This is a genomic window from Galactobacter caseinivorans (assembly GCF_003640665.1).
Taxonomy (GTDB): Bacteria; Actinomycetota; Actinomycetes; order Actinomycetales; family Micrococcaceae; genus Galactobacter; species Galactobacter caseinivorans.
Genome location: NZ_QQXL01000005.1, coordinates 162,613 through 181,367 on the forward strand (window position 1 = coordinate 162,613; position 18,755 = coordinate 181,367).

Annotated in this window: 14 protein-coding genes; 6 read left to right on the forward strand and 8 right to left on the reverse strand. The window is 68.8% G+C overall.

Annotated elements, in window-relative coordinates; genetic code table 11:
* Window positions 1-35 precede the first annotated feature (35 nt).
* Both DWQ67_RS09440 and DWQ67_RS09445 read left to right on the forward strand, forming a co-directional pair.
* Window positions 36-2,000 (forward strand): cation:proton antiporter, encoded by a 1,965-nt coding sequence (locus DWQ67_RS09440; protein ID WP_121485346.1) that lies wholly within the window; start codon window positions 36-38, stop codon window positions 1,998-2,000.
* Window positions 2,001-2,043: 43 nt separating this feature from the next.
* Complete coding sequence (locus tag DWQ67_RS09445) at window positions 2,044-2,538, forward strand: VOC family protein (RefSeq protein WP_158595424.1); 495 nt, start codon at window positions 2,044-2,046, stop codon at window positions 2,536-2,538.
* 166 nt (window positions 2,539-2,704) lie between these two features.
* On the opposite strand, the gene DWQ67_RS09450 is transcribed toward DWQ67_RS09445, so the two are convergent.
* The 3 genes from DWQ67_RS09450 to DWQ67_RS09460 form a co-directional block, all read right to left on the reverse strand.
* A complete protein-coding gene (locus tag DWQ67_RS09450; protein WP_121485348.1) occupies window positions 2,705-4,147 on the reverse strand; it encodes a DUF1731 domain-containing protein in 1,443 nt (480 codons plus the stop codon).
* A 181-nt stretch (window positions 4,148-4,328) separates the two neighbouring features.
* Complete coding sequence (gene putP, locus DWQ67_RS09455) at window positions 4,329-5,855, reverse strand: sodium/proline symporter PutP (protein WP_233556026.1); 1,527 nt, start codon at window positions 5,853-5,855, stop codon at window positions 4,329-4,331.
* A 126-nt stretch (window positions 5,856-5,981) separates the two neighbouring features.
* Window positions 5,982-6,896, reverse strand: a complete 915-nt coding sequence (locus DWQ67_RS09460; RefSeq protein ID WP_121485350.1) for a LysR family transcriptional regulator — start codon at window positions 6,894-6,896, stop codon at window positions 5,982-5,984.
* Window positions 6,897-7,033: 137 nt separating this feature from the next.
* Between DWQ67_RS09460 and DWQ67_RS09465 the strand changes: the two genes are divergently transcribed.
* The 4 genes from DWQ67_RS09465 to DWQ67_RS09480 all read left to right on the forward strand — a co-directional run bounded on the left by DWQ67_RS09465 (window position 7,034) and on the right by DWQ67_RS09480 (window position 12,658).
* Window positions 7,034-10,690 (forward strand): proline dehydrogenase family protein, encoded by a 3,657-nt coding sequence (locus tag DWQ67_RS09465; RefSeq protein ID WP_121485351.1) that lies wholly within the window; start codon window positions 7,034-7,036, stop codon window positions 10,688-10,690.
* Window positions 10,691-10,842: 152 nt separating this feature from the next.
* Window positions 10,843-11,484, forward strand: a complete 642-nt coding sequence (locus tag DWQ67_RS14235; protein WP_199712672.1) for a hypothetical protein — start codon at window positions 10,843-10,845, stop codon at window positions 11,482-11,484.
* 161 nt (window positions 11,485-11,645) lie between these two features.
* Window positions 11,646-12,131 carry a DUF4190 domain-containing protein gene (locus DWQ67_RS09475; RefSeq protein WP_121485352.1) on the forward strand — a complete coding sequence of 162 codons (486 nt, stop codon included), beginning with the start codon at window positions 11,646-11,648 and terminating at the stop codon, window positions 12,129-12,131.
* Between the two features lie 56 nt (window positions 12,132-12,187).
* Window positions 12,188-12,658: a hypothetical protein gene (locus DWQ67_RS09480; RefSeq protein ID WP_121485353.1), complete on the forward strand. Its 471-nt coding sequence runs from the start codon at window positions 12,188-12,190 to the stop codon at window positions 12,656-12,658.
* A 166-nt stretch (window positions 12,659-12,824) separates the two neighbouring features.
* Here the strand turns inward: DWQ67_RS09480 and DWQ67_RS09485 are convergent, their stop codons facing one another.
* The 5 genes from DWQ67_RS09485 to DWQ67_RS09505 all read right to left on the reverse strand — a co-directional run bounded on the left by DWQ67_RS09485 (window position 12,825) and on the right by DWQ67_RS09505 (window position 18,751).
* Window positions 12,825-14,069 (reverse strand): ABC transporter permease, encoded by a 1,245-nt coding sequence (locus DWQ67_RS09485; RefSeq protein ID WP_121485354.1) that lies wholly within the window; start codon window positions 14,067-14,069, stop codon window positions 12,825-12,827.
* Window positions 14,066-14,944 carry an ABC transporter ATP-binding protein gene (locus DWQ67_RS09490; protein ID WP_121485355.1) on the reverse strand — a complete coding sequence of 293 codons (879 nt, stop codon included), beginning with the start codon at window positions 14,942-14,944 and terminating at the stop codon, window positions 14,066-14,068. Before DWQ67_RS09490 ends, DWQ67_RS09485 begins: the two co-directional genes overlap by 4 nt.
* A gap of 121 nt (window positions 14,945-15,065) precedes the next feature.
* Window positions 15,066-15,839, reverse strand: a complete 774-nt coding sequence (locus DWQ67_RS09495; RefSeq protein ID WP_121485356.1) for a response regulator transcription factor — start codon at window positions 15,837-15,839, stop codon at window positions 15,066-15,068.
* A complete protein-coding gene (locus DWQ67_RS09500; protein WP_121485357.1) occupies window positions 15,836-17,269 on the reverse strand; it encodes a sensor histidine kinase in 1,434 nt (477 codons plus the stop codon). The genes DWQ67_RS09495 and DWQ67_RS09500 overlap by 4 nt, the downstream gene beginning before the upstream one ends.
* Before the next feature lie 168 nt (window positions 17,270-17,437).
* Window positions 17,438-18,751, reverse strand: a complete 1,314-nt coding sequence (locus tag DWQ67_RS09505) for an MFS transporter (RefSeq protein WP_121485358.1) — start codon at window positions 18,749-18,751, stop codon at window positions 17,438-17,440.
* Window positions 18,752-18,755: the final 4 nt, after the last annotated feature.

Sequence of the window (18,755 nt, forward strand, 5' to 3'; positions counted from 1 at the left end):
GGGGTGGGCCTTCGTCCACACAAGGGGGTCCATCCATGGATACTGCCATCCTGGTTATCATCGCGGCCGTGGTCGTCATCGCAGTGAGCTCCCGGCTGGGACCACGCTGGAATATCGCCGCACCGCTGATTCTGGTGGCCATCGGCATCGGCGTGAGCTTCTTGCCGTTTGTGCCGGATGTTGAGGTGGAGCCAGAGATCATCCTCGCGGTGGTCCTGCCGCCGCTGCTCTTCTCCTCCGCCGTGAACATGCCCGCCATGAACTTTCGGCGCGAATTTAATGCCATTGGCGGCCTGGCAGTTTTCCTGGTGATCCTCTCCTCCGTCCTGCTGGGATTCTTCTTCCACTGGATCATGCCGAACCTTGAGCTGCCCTGGTGTATTGCCCTGGGCGCCATCCTCTCTCCCACGGACGCGGTGGCCACCTCCATTGCCCGCGGCGTAGGCATCTCCTCCCGAGTGAGCACCATCCTCGAGGGCGAGTCCCTGCTCAACGACGCCACGGCCCTCGTCACCCTCCGCACCGCCATCGCAGCCGCCGCCTCCGCGTTCTCCCTATGGACCGCCGTCGGGCAATTTGGTTACTCCGTCTTCGTCGCCATCGTGATCGGCGTCGTGGCAGGCAAGGTGGGGCTGTGGGCGCGCAAGGTGGTGCAAGATCCCACGGTCTCCACCGTCCTCTCCCTGGTGATTCCCTTCGCGGCATCCGTGCCGACGGACCTGCTGCACGGCTCCGGGCTCGTGGCCGCGGTGGTGGCCGGCGTGGTGATTGGGCGCAAGAAGGACCGCGTGTTCCGCGCGGAGCAGCGCGTCTCCGACCGGAGCATTTGGCAGGCCATCACGCTGGTGCTTGAGGGAGGCGTGTTCTTGATGATGGGCCTGGAGCTGCGCGGGCTCATCAACCACCACAGCGAGGAGGCGGACACCGGCACGCTGTGGCAAATTGTGTTGGTGGCGCTGGCCGCCCTGGCCCTGATGCTCATCATCCGCACCGCCTTTGTGCTGCCGCTGCTGAGCAAGATGGGCAAGCGGGCGCAGAAGGCGCAGCAGACGCGCGCGCCGCAATTGGAGGCCATGGAGTCCGCCATCGCTGACCGCGACTTCCGCCGCGTTGCCGAGCTGTGCAGCATCGAGGCCCAGAGCGTGGAAAAGCGCGTCAAGAAGCGCCTAAAGCGGGGGCTGCACCCGCACGGCGGCCACGGACTCGAAGCCTCAAGCGTGGAGGCCCAGGAGAAGCGCTGGGCCCAGCTTGATCGGCGCACGCGCATGGTGCGCAGCGATATTGACTACTACACCAAGCAGCCCCTCACCGTGCGCGACGGCCTGGTCATGGTGGCCTCCGGCATGCGCGGCGCTGTCACGCTGGCGGCGGCCCAGACCCTGCCGCTTGACACTCCCAACCGCGCCACTTTGATCCTGATTGCCTTCGCCGTGGCGGTGCTTTCGCTCGGCATCCAGGGCAGCCTGCTGGCGCCCCTGGTGCGCTGGATCAAGCCCACCACACCGGACCCGGTGGAGTTGCGCCGCCAGGCTCAAGGGCTGGAGGATGCGCTCTCAGAGGTCACCTCGGAGCAGGAACCCGGCGAAAGCATGATGGACGCCAAGTTGCGCGTCCTCACCGCCCGCCGCAAGATCCTGCTGGATCTGCAGGACGAGGGGTACTACGACCAGGAATCCATCGGCGGGATTATGGCCTCCATGGACGCCATGGAATTGGGCGTGAGGCTGCGCCAGAGCCAGGCGTACTTCAACGCTGTGGAGGCCCGGAGGGGCCCGGCGCAGGAACTCAGCGAGGAGAACGCGGAGGAGGCGGAGGCCGACCAGGCGTCGTCCATCCCGTTGGTCTCCGAGCGCCGCGCCGTCCTGGCGCAGGCAGAGGAAGCAACACGGATGGCGGCCACTGATGATGGCGACATGGCCTTGCTCAGCGCCGATGAGGTCGCCAGCGCCATCGCTGCGGAGGGCACCCCACCCCCAGGGCCGGGATCGGGTCTACGCTGAGGTCCCCGAGCGGCAACTGCCCCGCGGGAACCCAGGAGGACCCATGTCTGCGCACACCTCAACCACGGAACCCCACGGCCTCGTGCCCAACCTCTGGTTCAACGGCAATGCCGAGGAGGTGGTCGACTTCTACGTGGACCTGTTCCCGGACTCCACCAAGGGCACCGTGATGCCGTACCCGGAGACCGAGGCGGATGGCCTCTTGGACTTCCAAAAGCCGCTGGCCGGCCAGCCTCTGGTCATCGAGTTCACGTTGCGCGGCCAGCCCATGGTCGCGGTGAACGGCGGCCCCGCAGCCAACGGCGCCCAATCCATCTCGTTGCAGGTGGACTGCGCGGATCAGGCCCAGATTGATCGCTACTGGGCGGCGTTGTCCGCCGTCCCCGACGAGGAGGGCTGCGGATCCTGCCGCGACCGCTTTGGCGTGCGATGGGAAATTGTCCCCGCGAACATCAACGAGTTGCTGCGGATCCCGGGCGCTTATCTGCGCATGCTGCCCATGAAGAAGTTGGATATCGAGGGGCTGCGCGGGGAGTAGCGCGCCCGCCGGGTGGGGTTTGCCGTGTGTGGGCGCTCTTTGCCGTGGTGACTGCCACGGCAAAGTGCGCCGGGAGAGGGCAAACCTTGTGTGGGGTGGTCTTGAGGGTGCCCGACGGCGGGTGCTCACCCCGCGCGGGCGCGCTCACCCCGCGCAGGCGCGCCAGTTACCGCAGCAGCTCCGCGACCGCCTCGCCGATCCGCTCGTGCTGGAAGCGGAAGCCTGCCGCGGGCAGCACCGTGCTCACGGCCCGGGCCCCGCCGGTCAGCATCGCGGAATCCTTGCCGAGCAGCCGCGTGCCCAGCGCGAGCAGTGGCTTGGGCGTCGGAAGGCCCACCCCGGCCGGCGCAACGTGGGAGCGCAGCACCTGCATGACCTCGGCATTGGTGGCCGGGTGCGGGGCGGCCGCAATCACGGGCCCGCCGGGCAGGCGCACGCCCTCCTCCAAGCCCAAGCCGGCCCGGGCAATCGCCAGCCAATCGTCCACGTGAATCCACGGCACCCACTGCTTGCCACCGGCCAGCGGCCCGCCGGCTCCCAGCGTCACCACGGCCTGCAGCGACTTGAGCACCTCCGCCTCGCGGTCCAGCACAATGCCGGTGCGCACCAAGGTCAGCAGCTGGGCCGGGGCGTCTGCGACGGAGTCCTCCCAGCGGCGGATCAGTTCCGTCATGCCCTCCAGTGCCTCGCCCTCGGAGCGGGCCACCGTGTCCTCGTGCACCACGGGCTCGTCCGGATCGGAGCGTAGCGACACCCCGCTGGCCTGCACCCAGTGCTTCACCACGGGGTGCCCGGCCCGCCGGGACGCGGCCCGCGCCGCCTCCACCAAGGCGCGCGTGGGGTTCACGCGGGAGGTGGTCAGCTTGGCCATGGTCGCGGCCCCGCCGGTGTCACCGATGCGGTGCCCGGACAGGTTGACCACGTCCACGCCGCGGGCGTCGTCAAAGAGTGCGGCCCAGGATCCCTGGCTCACGCCGTCCCAGCTGGCCTGGCGGTACGCCATCCCGGGGTGCGGCGAGCGGGTCAACACCACCACGTCACGCCCGCGCGCCACCAGGTCATGCGCCAGTCGCGAGCCGAGCAGGCCGGACCCGCCGGCGATGATCACCTGCGGCGCCCTGGCCGCTTCCGGGTCGGAGGTGCCGGCCAGTTGCACCAGGCGCGCAGCCACTGAGCCAAGATCATGCGAGAGGGCCCCGCCCATCGTGGGGCCAAGCGCCCCGGCCAGGGAACCGGTCACGGTGATGGAGCGCGTCAGGAGCGTGCCGGTGCCACTGGGCGTCAGCAGCCACGTTTGAGTGGTGGAGCCGCCGGGCTGATCCTGCGTCCACGCCAGCTCCTGGTCCGTCACGAGCGAGCTGATCCGGGCGGGCGGCGCGGTGAGCGCGTGCAGCGCGCCACGCAGGCGGGCGTGGGGCAGAACCCGGACGCGGTCGCCCAGTTCAAGCTGTTCGGGGCCGTGCGGGCCGGTCAGGGCTGGGCGATCCACCGGGGTGAATGACTGCACATCGGCGTCAAAGGACGCCCAGAGCGAGGGGGTCGCGAGCACGTCCCACACACTCTCGGGGGAGGCGGCCAGGAATCGGGTCTGCGTGCGGGACCAGGTCATAGCGCCACCCTACGCGTCCGCCCGCGCCGCCCGCGGCCTCGGCCAAGACCTCGCTCTGAGGCCACGAGGGGACGGGCCTGAAAACCCTGCCCGACGACGCGGGGCCGGGTTCCAGAAGAACCCGGCCCCGCGTCGTCGAACAGTTCAGGCGCCCGCCAGGGCACCCGGCGTCCGCCGCGAACTATGCGTCGGCGCTCTGCGCCTCCACGACCGGGCGTGCGCCCGGCTTGATGAGGCGCTTGACCTCTGCGAACTCGGTGTCCACATCGGGGTTGGTCTGGCGCGTGAACTGCGAGACCACGACGGTGACCACGAGGCAGGCGATGAAGCCCGGGATGATCTCGTACAGGGCAAGGGCTTCCTTGATGGGCGGGTACATGCCCCACACAAACGCCACCACGGCACCGGTGATCATGCCGGACAGGGCGCCCATGGCGCTGACCTTGCGCCAGAACAGGCCCAGGATCAGCAGCGGGCCAAAGGCCGAGCCAAAACCGGCCCAGGCAAAGCCGACAAGGGAGAGGATGCTGGAGCCGGGATCCAGCGCAATCACGGCGCCAACAATCGCGACGAGCAGCACGCCAAAGCGGCCAAGCAACAGGCTGGTCTTGGGCGAGGCCTTCTGAGCGCGCAGGCCGTACAGGTCCTCCACCAGGGCGGAGGAGCAGACGATCAGCTGCGAGGACATGGTGGACATGATGGCCGCGAGCACGGCCGCCAGGACCAATCCGGCGATGAACGGGTGGAACAGGATCTGGCTCAGCTGCAGGAACACGGTTTCCGCGTCCGCCTCTGCCAGGGGCGTGCCAAGGTTCTGGAACCAGGCCACGCCGATCAGGCCGGTGGTGATGGCGCCAACCATGCACAGCGCCATCCAGCCGATGCCGATGCGGCGGGCCGTGGGCGCATCCTGCGGGGAGCGCAGGGCAATGAAGCGGGCCAGGATGTGCGGCTGGCCAAAGTAGCCAAGGCCCCAGCCAAGGCCGGAGAGGATCACGAGCCAGGTGGCGCCGCTGAGTCCGTCACCGGTGAGGGAGAGGTAGTTGGTCCCGGTGCTGTTGTGCGCGTCGCCAATCAGCTCCATGACGCGTGCCGGGCCGCCCAGGTGGACGGTGGCCACGATCGGCACGGCGATCAGGGCGGCGAACATGAGCAGGCCCTGGGCCACGTCCGTGAGAGAAACACCCAGGAAGCCGCCAAAGAGCGTGTAGCCCACGGTGATGGCGCCGACTACGAGCATGCCGACCAGGTACGGCCAGGAGAAGGAGGACTGGAAGAACTTGCCTGCGGAGACCAGCATGCTGGCCACGTAGAAGGTGAAGAACACCAGGATGATGATGGAGCTGACGATGCGCAGCAGGTTGGTCTTGTCGCGGAAGCGGTGCCCAAGGAAGGAGGGCACGGTGATGGAGTTGCTGGCCAGCACCGTGTACGCGCGCAGTCGCGGCGCAATGATGAACCAGTTCAGCCACGCGCCGACCGTGAGGCCAATCGCGATCCAGGCCTCCACGAGGCCGGAGACGTAGAGGGCGCCGGGCAGGCCCATGAGGAGCCAGCCGGACATATCTGATGCGCCTGCGGAGAGTGCGGCGACGCCGGGCTTGAGGTCGCGCCCGGCCAGCATGAAGTCTTCGCCGGTCTTGGTCTTGCGCCAGGCGTAGAGCCCGATGCCGACCATGGCGGCGAGGTAGATAATGATGGCGGCCATTTGCCAGGTTTGTGCGGATGACATGGCCCGTAGCGTGCCCTACATCACGGCGCGTGTGAACCCCTTGCCGGTCGCAGGTTCAAGTTGCGGAGTCAATCGTGACCTTACTGTGACTTTCTGCGGCCCTCACCCCCGCGGCCCCTGCAGCCTTCGCGCCTCATCTTGCAGCGCCCGGCGCACGGCCTGCGCGGCGGGGTGATGCACGGTGGAGAGGCGCAGCGCGGTGAAGATCTGCCGGTGCGGCCCGCGGTCCAGGTCAATCCAGCGCACATTGGGCGCGCGGTACCCGCCAAGGATGCCGGGCACAATCGCCACGGCGAGCCCGGACTCGATGAGTTGCAGGTGCGCCTGCAGGTCCGCGGACTCGTAGCGAACATCCGGCTCAAAGCCCGCCTGCCTGCACTGCTGCAGGGTCCAATGCCGGCTGGCCGCGGGGGCCGGCTCCAGCACCCAGGGGACCAAAGCGGCGTCGGACAGGGAACGCAGCAGCGAAAACGGGCCGTCCTCATCCGGCGGCACCGCCAGGCGCAGCGGGTCCTGGACCAGGGGGGTGTGCTCCATGTCCGGCAGGATCTCCGTCGCGTGCTCCGGGTAGTGCTCCGCCACGACCAGGTCAAAGTCTCGCGCCCAGGTCTCGCGCAGCGCCCGCTCCGGTTCGCGCTGGGTCATCTCCACGCGCAGCTGTGGGTGCTCGTCGCGGAGCCGACGCAGCGTGCCCGGCAGCAGCGCCAGCGCGGCGGTCTGGAACATGGACAGGCGCACCGTCCCGGTGACCTCGCTTTGCGAGGCGGCCAGCGCGGCCTCCGCGCGCTCCATGCCGTTGAGCAGTTCCTCCGCATGGGCCACCAGGACCTGCGCAGCGGGGGTCAGGCGTACCCCGCGGCCGGCGTGCGCCAGGAGCTCCGTTCCGGCCTCCTTTTCCAGACGGGAGAGCTGAGCGGAGACGGTCGACGGCGCGTAGTTCAGGGCCTCTGCGACGGCACCAACGGTGCCGCGAAGGGCCAGTTCTCGCAGCAGGCGAAGGCGGTGAAGGTCCAGCATGTGGCCCTCCTTTCGATAGTTCGATGAATCCGAACAATACCCTTCGGAACTTATCGCTGTTTCCGAACGTCACAAGAGCAGAAAATAGGCCTACCGGGGAGTGCCCGGCATTGGTTCCGTTCCAGGAGCAACCACTCATGACGACCCCCCCGATCTCGCAGGCCGGACAGGCCCAAGCAGCAGCCGTCGCCGCAGCCGCGAGCATTGCGCCCCGACTGGCGCACACCACCGTTCCCGCACCCGCGCAGCGTGACGCTGCCCGCCCGTGGGACCTGGCAGATGACGCAGTGGCGCAGGTGCGCACCTGGCTCAGTGCCGCCGCAAAAATCCCCACCGACGTCTCCGCCACCCGCCTGGCCGGAGTCCTGAAGGACCCCAAGGGCCTGGACTTCACCGTGGGCTTTGTGGACCGCGTGGTCCGCCCGGAGGACCTACACGTCGCCGCCCAGGCGCTGCGCGAGCTGGCCCCCGGCGTCCCGACCTTCCTCCCGTGGTACCTGAAGGCCGCCGTGCGCGTGGGCGGGGCCATGGCCCCGATCCTGCCGGGCGTGGTGGTCCCGACCGCCCGCATGGCGCTGCGCTCCATGGTGGGCCACCTGATCATCGATGCCACGGATGCCAAGCTGGGCACCAGCATCAAGAAGCTGCGCCGCGAGGGCATTGACCTCAACATCAACCTGCTTGGCGAGGCCATCCTGGGTGAGAACGAGGCGGACCGCCGCCTGGCCGGCACCATGAAGCTGATCCAGCGCGCGGACGTGGACTATGTCTCCATCAAGGTCTCCGCGACCGTGGCGCCGCACAACCACTGGGCCTTTGACGAGGCGGTGGATCACATCGTGGAGAAGATGCGCCCGCTCTACCGCGCGGCTCGCGATGCCTCCCCGCGCACCTTCATCAACCTGGATATGGAGGAGTACAAGGACCTGGATCTCACGATCGCCGTCTTCACGCGCCTCCTGGCCGAGACGGAGTTCAAGGACTACGAGGCCGGCATTGTGCTCCAGGGCTACCTGCCGGACTCGCTTGGCGCCATGATTGCTCTGCAGGAGTTTGCCGCGGAGCGCGTCGCCAACGGCGGCGCCCCCATCAAGGTCCGCATCGTGAAGGGTGCAAACCTGCCCATGGAGCAGGTGGAGGCCCGCGTCCACGGCTGGGAGCAGACCGTCTGGACCACCAAGCAGGACTCCGACACCAGCTACAAGGCGGTGCTTGACTACGCGCTGCACGCCGACCGCCTGAGCAACGTGCGCCTCGGCATTGCCGGTCACAACCTCTTTGACGTTGCCCTGGCCTGGAAGCTGCTCAGCGCCCGCGGCATTGACGCCAAGGACCCCAAGAGCGGCGTGGAGTTTGAGATGCTGCTTGGCATGGCCACCGCCCAGGCGGAGGCCGTGCGCGCGGACGTGGGCAGCCTGCTGCTCTACACGCCCGTGGTGCACCCCAAGGAGTTTGACGTCGCGATCGCGTACCTGATCCGCCGCCTGGAGGAGGGCGCAAGCCAGGACAACTTCATGTCCGCCGTGTTTGAACTGGATTCCTCCGAGCCGCTGTTCGCCCGCGAGGAGGGGCGCTTCCGGGCGTCCCTGGCGGAGCTGCGCGAGCGCGGCGACGCTGTCCCCATGCCGCGCCGCACCCAGGATCGCCTGTCAGAGGACTACTCCAAGCCCAGCCCCGAGGCCGGCTTTGAGAACATCCCCGACTCCGACCCGGACCTGCCGCAGAACCGCGTCTGGGGACGCGAGATTGCCGCCAAGATGGCCAACAACGAGCTGGGCCTTGCCTCCATTGAGGCCGCGAGCCTGAGCACGCCGGAGCAGCTGGAAGCGGTGGTGGCCCGCGCCGTGGCCGCCGCCCCCGCCTGGCGCGCCCTTGGCGCCCAGAAGCGCGCGCAGATCCTGCACCGCGCAGGGGACATGCTCCAAGCCCGCCGCGCGGACCTGCTGGCCGTGATGGGGCTGGAGACGGGCAAGACCCTGGATCAGGGTGACCCCGAGGTCTCCGAGGCCGCCGACTTTGCCCACTACTACGCGGAGCTTGGCCTGGAGCTTGCCTCCGTGCAGGGCGCCACCGCTGTGCCGGTTGACCTGACCGTGGTCACCCCGCCGTGGAACTTCCCCGTGGCCATCCCGGCCGGTTCAACGCTCTCCGCGCTGGCCGCCGGTTCCACCGTCATCATCAAGCCCGCCGACCTGGCCAAGCGCTCCGGCGCCGTCATGATCGAGTGCATCTGGGCCGCCCTGGATGAGGCCGGCGTGAGCCGGGACGTCCTGAACCTGGTGCGCCTCTCCGAGCGTGCGCTTGGCACCCAGCTGGTCTCCCACCCGGCCGTGGGACGCCTGATTCTCACGGGCGGCTACGAGACCGCGCAGCTCTTCCGTGGATTCCGCCCCGAGCTGCCGCTCCTGGCAGAGACCTCTGGCAAGAACGCCATCATCGTCACCCCCAGTGCCGACCTTGATCTGGCCGCCAAGGACGTGGCCCTCTCCGCCTTTGGCCACGCCGGCCAGAAGTGCTCCGCCGCCTCGCTGGTGATCCTCGTGGGTCGCTCGGCTCAGTCGGAGCGTTTCCACCGCCAGCTGCTGGACGCAGCCAAGTCCCTCAAGGTGGGCTGGCCCACCGACCTGCGCTCGCAGGTGGGCCCGGTCATTGAACCCCCGCGTGAGAAGCTGCGCAGCGGCCTGACCCAGCTGGGCGAGGGCGAGTCCTGGTCCCTGGAGCCGCGCTCCCTCGATGACTCAGACCGCCTCTTCTCGCCGGGCGTGCGCGCCGGCGTGAAGCCCGGCAGCGAGTACCACCTGACCGAATACTTTGGCCCGGTGCTTGGCGTCATGACCGCGGACACGCTGGAGCAGGCCGTGTCCTACGTCAACGCGATTGACTACGGCCTCACCTCCGGAATCCACTCCCTCGACGCGGACGAGATTGCCTACTGGGCGGATCACGTGGAGGCCGGAAACCTCTACATCAACCGCGGCATCACCGGCGCCATTGTGCAGCGCCAGCCCTTTGGTGGCTGGAAGCGCTCCGCCGTGGGCGCAGGCACCAAGGCCGGCGGCCCCAACTACCTGGTGGGGCTCTCGGACTGGGAGGACGCCCCGGTGTCCGGAACCGCGACGGTGCCCAGCGACGCCGCGGGCAAGCTGGCCTCGGCTGTCGCCGACCTGGTGGAAACCGGCGAGGCAGCCTGGCTGCGCAACGCCGCGGCAGGCGACGCCAGCGCCGTCGAGCGTTTTGTTGGCGCCTGCGACGCCTCGCAGCTTGAGGTGGAGATCAACGCGCTGCGTTACCGCCCCGTCCCCGTGACGGTGCGCGTGTCCGGGACCGGCTCCCGCGACGTGGCAGAGGCCGCCCGCGTGGCGGCCGCCGGGCTGCGCGCCCACGGCGCCACGGTCAACGGCAAGGGAACCGCGGCGCAGACCGCGATCACCGTCTCCGCGCCGGCAGCCTTCCCGGAGCGCGTGGCGCAGGTGCTGCGCGACGCGGGCATCACGGTGGTCCTGGAGGACGACGCCGCGTGGTCGGCTCGCGCTCACCAGGCCGCCCAGGCCGGGCCGTCCGAGGTGGAGCGCCTGCGCATCGTGGGCTCCGAGACCGCCTCCACCGTGGAGGCGACCTTCGCCGCGACGCTGGGCCGCCCCGACGTGGCCGTGTACTCGCAGCCCGTCACCGGCGCCGGCCGCGTGGAAATGCTTCCGTTCCTGCGCGAGCAGGCCGTCTCCATGACCGCGCACCGCTTTGGCACCATCAACGATCTGCCGGAGCGAGCGCTCGGGAAGATCACGCTCGTCTGATTGCTGTTGCTGTTGTAGTTGCTGAGGCCGGGTCCATCCTTCGGGAGGGGCCCGGCCTCTGCTGATGCCCGTGTCGGCGCGCGTGGTGGCGTGTCGCTGTGGGACAGTTAGCCCACGTCTTGGACCGTTGAGGAAGCACACCGAGGGGAATCATGAGTCAGAGCCCAAACGAGTCCCATCCCGACGGTGCCTCCTCCGTCCCGCCGCCGCGGGGGCTCTCGGACGACTGGCTGACTGAGCCCGGGGCCGGGGCCGGGGCCGGGGCTGGCGCTGGCGCTGGCTTTGGGGCGTGGCCGGGGGCGCAGGGTGTTGGCACGCCGGGTGTTGGTACGCCCGGTGTTGGTACGCCGGGTGTTGGCACCCCTCAGCAGGGTGCGGGGTCCTTGGAGCCGGGCGGGCAGTTTGGCCAGTATGGGCAGTTTGGGCAACCCAGCCAGGCGGGGCAGCCCCATGCTTTGGGTCAGACCAGCCGGGAGCCTTACACCCCACCGCCCGGCCTGAGCCGGACCGATCAGTCCGACAGAAGCGCTGTGCAGGCCTTGTGGGGCCGTGTCTGGGGGATCGCGGGCGTGGTGGTGGGAGCCCTGGCGCTCACCATTGCTTCCCCCTTCGTCGCTGTGCTCGCCGTCGCCTGTGGGCAACGGGCCCTGGCCAAGACCAAGGCATTGAGCGGCCAGGAAGCACCTTCGGTGGTGTGGACGGTGTTGGGCTGGGCGGGCATCGTTTTGGGCGGCTTGGGTGTGATCCGGGGGATGCAGAGCTTCGCGTTCGTGTCCCACTTGCTGCAGAACTAGCATGCCCATCTCAATGCCGGGCCGTGGTGAGTCACGAGTGCGCCCACGTTGAGTCGGCGGCCCCGGTAGGACATGATGATGCACAAAGTGTGCGCCACACATCACGGGCCCGCGCGCGTTGAAGCAATGCTCAGCACCTGAGCATCTGACAAGGGGAAAAAATGAGCCAGAATCCGTACGAGCCCACTTCACAGGACCCCCAGGCCAACCAGCCTTCGGGTGATTCGTACACGCCGCAGGTGCCTACGTCTCCGGCGAGCCCTGCGGCCGACGCCCCGGGTCAGAATGCCCAGTTCGGTGCGCCCAGCCAGTTTGGCCAGCCGGCTGCGCCCAACCAGTTTGCTGCGCCCAACCAGTTTGGGGCCCCGAACCAGTTCGGTGCGCCTCACCAGGACGCGTCAGCGCTGACCAAGGGCGTACGCACCCGCGCCGTCCTGGCCACGGTTTTTGGAGCCGTCTCCCTCTTTCTCGTGCCTTACGCGTTTGGTGTCGTGGCCATCATTCTTGGCGTGGCCACCGTGAAGCAGGTCAACGTCCTGAAGACTCGTGGAGTTCCCGGGGGTGGGCTGATGGCGCTGGGCGTGGTCGGCATCGTGTTGGGTGCGTTGGGCATCGTGGGCCAGATCGCGGTCAGCGCCCTCCTGTAGAGCCCGCCCTTGTCTCACCCGTCAGCCGGCTTCGGCGTAACTCAGCAGGGGACATCATGAGTCAGCACCCGAACGATTCCCACTGGGACCAGCCCAACCCCTATGCCCCCCTGGCCAACGAGCGGCCGGCAGGTGGCCGCGCAGACGGTGACTACTCGGCCCACAGTGTGAGCCCCGCGCCTGGACCGCAGCCCGGGCAGGATCCGTTGGGCTTGCCGCCGGCCTACAACCCGTCCAGCCTGGCAACGGACACCGGCGCCAGCGTCGGGCGGGAAACGGATGCGTCCAGGGGATCGGGTTGGATTGCGCTCTCTCTGGGCGCCGTGTCCATCTTCATCAACTCATACGTCCTGTTTCTTGTGGTCCCCTTGGCGGTGATTGCGATCGTGACAGGGATCCAAACCCTGGCCGCGGCCCACCGCCTCAAGCGCAGGAAAGCGGCCGTGGGCACGCTGGTGGCGTTGGGCGTGGCCGGGGTGGTTCTTGGTGTGCTGGGCCTGGCGAACAGGATTTTCGGGTTCATCTAGGGCGGCGTCCGCGGGTTTGCGGCCCGTGATCGAGGTTTGCGGCTCACGTACGTGCCGCAAAGGTCGATCGTGAGCCGCAAACCAGGCCGGCGTGGCGGGCCGGCGTGGCAGACGGGGCGGGGCGGGCCGTCAAGCACCCACCCCGCCCCGGCGCCGCCGGTACTGGCTAGTCCTTCAGGGCCAACGCGCTCTTCCAGTTCAGCGCGCCGCTGGTGTGCAGCACGGAGAGGCGGAAGACCTTGCCGCCCAGGCGGATCAGCAGGTACGCGGTGAGCAGGCTCAGGGCCAGCGAGACCAGCGTCTGCCACAGCGGGACGTCGGACTGCAGCATGCGCACGGGCATGGTCACCGAGGAGATGATCGGCACAAAGGAGCTGGCCACCAGCACGTTTCCGGTGGCTCCCATGCCGGCAAACAGGCTCAGGATCAGCACAAAGATGACCGGCATGGACGAGGAGGAGAGGTCCTCGGCCCGGTGCGCCATGGCTCCGATGGACGCGTAGATCGCGGCCAGGATCAGGAAGCCGGCCAGGAAGAACACCAGGAACCAGCCGGCCGTGGACACAATCACGCCGGTGAACCCCAGGTCCGCTGGCGAGAAGGATAGCGCCAGCAGCCCGGCCCCGATGTAGAGCGCAATCTGGAACACGGCCAGGACCGTGGACGCCGCGATCTTGCCGGCGAGCAGTTGGCGCAGGGGGATGGTCGCGGCCAGGATCTCCACCACGCGGCTGGCCTTCTCTTGCAGCACGGAGGTGGCTAGCGGCATGCCAAAGAGGATCGCTGCCAGGTAGAACATCATGGCGAACACGTAGCCCACGGCGGAGGCCATGCCGTTGCGTTCGGCGTCGCCCTCCAGCAGCACGGGTGTGAGGGTGGAGCCCTTGATCAGCTCCGACCACGCGGTGCCGCCCGCTCCACTCTTCTGCTGCACCGTGGCCTGCTCCACCGCTTGGGAGAGCAGTGCCAGTGCGGTGGTGGGCGTGGAGTCACGCGCGGTGAGCTTCCAGCCCTCGCCCTCCTGCGTCAGCGCCAGGTCGGTCTCGCCGTTGCGCACGCTCTCCACCGGATTCTGGGACACCGTGCCGCTGAGTTCCACCTTGGCGTCGCTGGCCTCGCCGGACAGCTGGGCGGCCTGCACCACGGCGACGCCGTTCTGCGAGGTCACCGCCACGCTGAGCTTGTCCACCTTGCTTGAGAGCACCCCAAAACCGATCACGCCGCCCACAATCACCAGGACGGTGACGAGCGTGCTGATCACGAACGCCTTGCGGCGCACGGTGATGGAGATCTGGTGCAGCATCACGATCAGCCACGGCGGGCGCGGCTTGGAGGTGTCCTTGCCCGACGGCGCGTGGCCGGCCGGGCGGCCGTCCTGCGGCTGGGCGCTTGGCTGGGTCTGGGTGCTCATCGGGTCGCCTCACGGAAGATCTCTGACAGGGTGGGAAGGATGCGGTTGAACTCGGTGAGTTCCCCGCGGGCCACGGCTTGGGCCGCGATGGTGCCTGCGCGGCTGGGATCCTCGAGGCGGATCAGCGCCGAGGCGCCGTCCACGTCCAGCACCTGAACGCCCGGCATCCCACGCAACCAACCGGCGTCGGGCACTGTGACGATGCGGTGCAAAATGTCGCCGCCCTCGCGCAGATCCTCAGCGTCGCCCTCGGCGACGACCCGCCCGCCCTGCAGCACCACGAGGTGATCGCAGAGGCGGTCGACCAGGTCCAGCTGGTGGCTGGAGAACAGGATGGGGATGTCAGAGCAGCGCTCGCGCAGCAGATCAACCATGGAGTCCACGGCGTCCGGATCCAGCCCGGAGAAGGGCTCATCCAAGATCAGCGCGGTGGGGCGGTGCAGCAGGGCGGCGGCGATCTGGACGCGCTGCTGATTGCCGAGGGAGAGTGAATCTAGCTTGGCCTTGGCGCGGTCTAGGAGGTCAAAGCGCTCCAAAAGCTCGGACGCGGAGGCGGTGGCCTCGCGCCGGCTCAGGCCGTGCAGCTCTCCCAGGTAGCCCAGCTGATCCAGGATGGGCTGCTCTGGGTAGAGGCCGCGTTCCTCCGGGATGTAGCCAAAGCGGGAGCGGGCATCACGATCCAACGGCACTCCGTTGAGTAGGGATTCGCCCTCCTGAGCGGCTAGAACACCCATAATCATGCGCATGGTGGTGGTTTTGCCGGCGCCGTTCGCGCCCACAAAACCCGTCATCATTCCGGCGGGAATATCAAAGCTGACGTGGTCAACCACCATCTTGTCGCCGTAGCGGCGCGTGAGTCCGCGTACCGAAAGCATGGGTCCTCCAGGGTCGAATGTGCCGCCGGATTCGGCGATACCTCGAAACTATCCCGCGGGCCATGCCCGGCGCCTCGGTCGCAGGGGGGAAGCCCACAGATCCACCTTGAGGAGGAGGCGGTCAGCCCGCGTGCGGCGAGGCCAGTCCCAGCCGATACGCCGTGACGATGGCCTGCACCCGATCCCGCGCGCCCAGCTTGCCCAGCACATTGGAGACGTGGGTCTTCACGGTGGCCTCGGAAACAAACAACTCAGCGGCGATTTCCTGATTGGAGTAGCCGGCGGCCAGCAGCGCCAGCACATCGGCCTCACGCGGGGTCAGGTCAATCCCGTGCGTCGTCGCAGGGCCGGGTGCCTGGAAAGACGCCGAGGCGCTGGTGCCTTTCGCGGCGGCGTCGGGCAGGGCCTGCGCCGTCCCGTTCGTCTCGCCAGCGCCATCGCCGGCACCAACGGCTGCGCCAGCGCCCGCGCCGATGGCCCGGCGCAGGACCCGCAGCGTGACCTCGGGGGAGAGGAGAGCCTGGCCGGCGTGGACCGCGTGCACCGCCTCCACCAGATGCTCGGGGCTCGCGTTCTTCAAGAGGAAGCCGGCGGCGCCCGCGGTAATGGCGTCAAAGAGGTAGTCGTCGCGCTCAAACGTCGTCAGGATGACCACCCCGGCTGCGGCACCGGAGCTGACGATCCGGCGCGTGGCCTCGATGCCATCCACCCCGGGCATCTGGATGTCCATCAGGACCACGTCCACCGGGTGCTTGGCCACAAAATCCGCGGCCGCGGCGCCGTCCGCGACCTGCCCCACCACCTCCATGTCCTCCTCCACCGAGAGGATGAGGCCGATCCCCTCGCGGACCACGGCGTGATCGTCTGCCAAGAGAATGCGAATGGGCTGGTTCATGAGGAGGATCCCTGGGGGGTAGAGGTGCCGGAAGTGGTGGGGGAGGGGGACGTGACGGGGACGCCGACGCGCTGCAAAGGCAGCCGCACGCGCACCCTATAGCCGGTGCCGGAGCCGCCGGTGGTGCGGGGGCCCAACTCGGCCTCGCCGCGGTGCAGCGCCGCGCGTTCCTGAATGCCACGCAACCCAAATCCGCCGCCGGAAGTGTCCGGGAGCGGGCGCCCACGGTCCACGATCTCCACCTCCACCCACCCGCCCGGCCACGCGTCGTCGGGCCCTAATCCCGTGCGCAGCGTCGCCGTCGCTGACGTGGCAGTGGAGTGGCGGCGAACGTTGGAGAGGGCCTCCTGCGTGACCCGGTAGAGGGAGAGACCAAGGCTGGAGGGCACCGAATCCAGCGGAACATCCGGGTGCTCCACGCGCTGCAATGTCGCACTCACACCGCCGGCCGCGCTGCCCTCCAGGAGCGCGGGCAGCTCCCCCAGACCGGGCTCGGGACTGCGCTCGCCGCGCTCATCCTCGCCGTAGCCCACGCTCGTATCGGTGCGCAGCACACCCAGCAGCGAGCGGGTTTCGGCGAGCGCCTGCCGGCTGGATTCCTCGATCTGGCCCAGCAGGCGGGTGGTGGTCTCCGGCGCTTTGGCCTGCACCCTGCGGGCCGCGGCGGCTTGCACGCCGACCGCGGAGATGTGGTGCGCCACCACGTCGTGCAGTTCGCGGGCAATGCGCAGGCGTTCATCCACCACCGCGCGGCGGGCCAGCTCATCCGCCTGCAGGCGCAGCTGATCGGTCTGGCGCAGCAGGGTCTCGCGCTGCCAGGCCGCGGCCCGCCCCCGCCGGCCAAAGAACAGCGACCCGCCAAAGTAGGCCACATTGATGATCAGGGAGAAGAGGGCATAGCTCGCCAGCGGCGAGATGGGACCGTCCTGCTGGGGCATCTCCGCCATGAGTTGCTCGGCGCTCCTGACCAAGGTGAAGGACATGACGACCCACGCGAACATGACGCCAAGCACCACGGCTGCGCAGATCCAGAACGCGCGCGTGTCCTTGGCCCAGGCCGCGGCGGCGTAGAGGGAGGCAAAGTACGCAGCCTGGAAGGTGGCCTGGACGTTGATGCTCGGGAAGAGCATGCCGACCACCATGAAGACCACGCTCGCGACCAACAGTGCGGTGAGTGGCCAGCGGCGCCGGACGGCGAGCGGGGCAATGAGCAGGGCGAAGCCGAACATGGCCTGCCACACAGCGATGCGGAACTCGGGCTCGCGGAACTGTTCCGTGAGCCACCAGACGGACACACCGATGACCCACCACAGCCCAGCCGCGTAGACGTCCCTGCGTAGGGCGGCCGGCGGGGGGCTCGGGCGTTCCCAGGCCGCGGGGGCGCCGGACGCATCGCGCCGCATGAGCGCGTTGAACAGGGGGAACGGCATGGGGCCTCCGGGACCAGGTGGGTGCGGTCTGCGCTTTGAGCCTAGCGGTCTGCGCGGCGGCGTTTTGGGTTGGAGCCCATGCTTTGCGCTCCGATTTCAACGGATGCAGTCCCGCTTTGCACTGCATCCGCCGAAATTGAGGCGCAAACCTTCGCAGCCCCCGCAAGGTCAGGACTCGGGCGCCGCCGTGGTGACGGGCTCGCGGCCCTCGCCGCCGACGTCGAGCGGGTGATCAATCTCGTCCCGCCACAGCCGCCCGCCCCACCAGGCGGCCGCGGCCACCAGCGGGGAGACCACAGCGGCGATCGCGAAGATGACCCACATGGGCATGATCGTGGCCAGCGGCCCGGCCAACGCCATGGACACCGGCATCAGCGCCAGCGAGACAAAGAAGTCCAGGCTAGAGACGCGGCCAAGCATGTGATGCGGCACCCGCCGTTGTAGCAGCGTGCCCCAGATGACCTGGCCCATGGCCCCGGTGATGCCCCAGCCAAGGCCCACCACCGCCACCACCCACCACTGATTCGTGAAGCCGATCAGGATCAGCGGCAGCGAGCCGAGCCCCCACGCCGCCAGCATCCACGTGAGGTAGCGGCGCGGCAGGGGCCGGGACGCGGTGACGATGGAGCCCACCATGGACCCCACCCCCACCACAGCCAGCAGCCCGCCAAACATGGTGGAGTCCCCGCCCAGCTGGTCCGACACCACAAATGGCAGCAGCACCTCGATGGGCCCCACGGTCGTGAGTACGGAGACGCACGCAAAGAGCAGCGTCCACAGCAGCCAGGGCGTGCGGCGGGTGTAGCGCACGCCCTCGGCTAGGTCGCGCAGCGCGCTGGCACGTGACCCGGCGCTGGCAGGTGACCCGGCGGCGTCGGGCAGGGGGGTGGCCTTTTGTGGGGGACCGAGCCGCGTCAACACGATGGACGCCGCGACGTGGCAGAGCGCCAGCAGCGCCAGCGCGGCGCCGGGGGAGGCCGCGGCCACGATCACGCCGGCCAGTGCGGGGCCGGCGGCGAGGCTCAGTGCGGGCCGGGCGGTGCCCTCTAGCCCGTTGGCTGCGAGCAGGTCCTGCGGCGGGAGGATGCCGGGGAGTAGCGCGGAGTAGGCGGGGAAGAAGAAGGACGCGCTGGCCCCGACCAACCCGGCCACGACCACCAAGTGCCAGAGCTGCAGCGTGCCTGTGAGGGAGAGCAGGGCAATGGCGCCGATGGTGATGGCGTCCGTGATTTCCACCGCGAGGAGGATGCGGTGTTTGGGCAGGCGGTCGGCGGCGATTCCGCCGATGAGGATGCACGCCAGCAGGCCAATGGAGAGGGCGGTGGTGGTGATGGAGAGTTCCAGTAGCCCGCCGCCCAGTGCCCGGACTTGGTACACCATGGACACCGCCCAGAGCCCGTGGCCAAAGAGGCTGATGAGCATCGCCAGGGCGAGCACGCGGTATTGCTGATGGCGGAAGGGTTGCAGCGCGCGCACTGCCATGGGG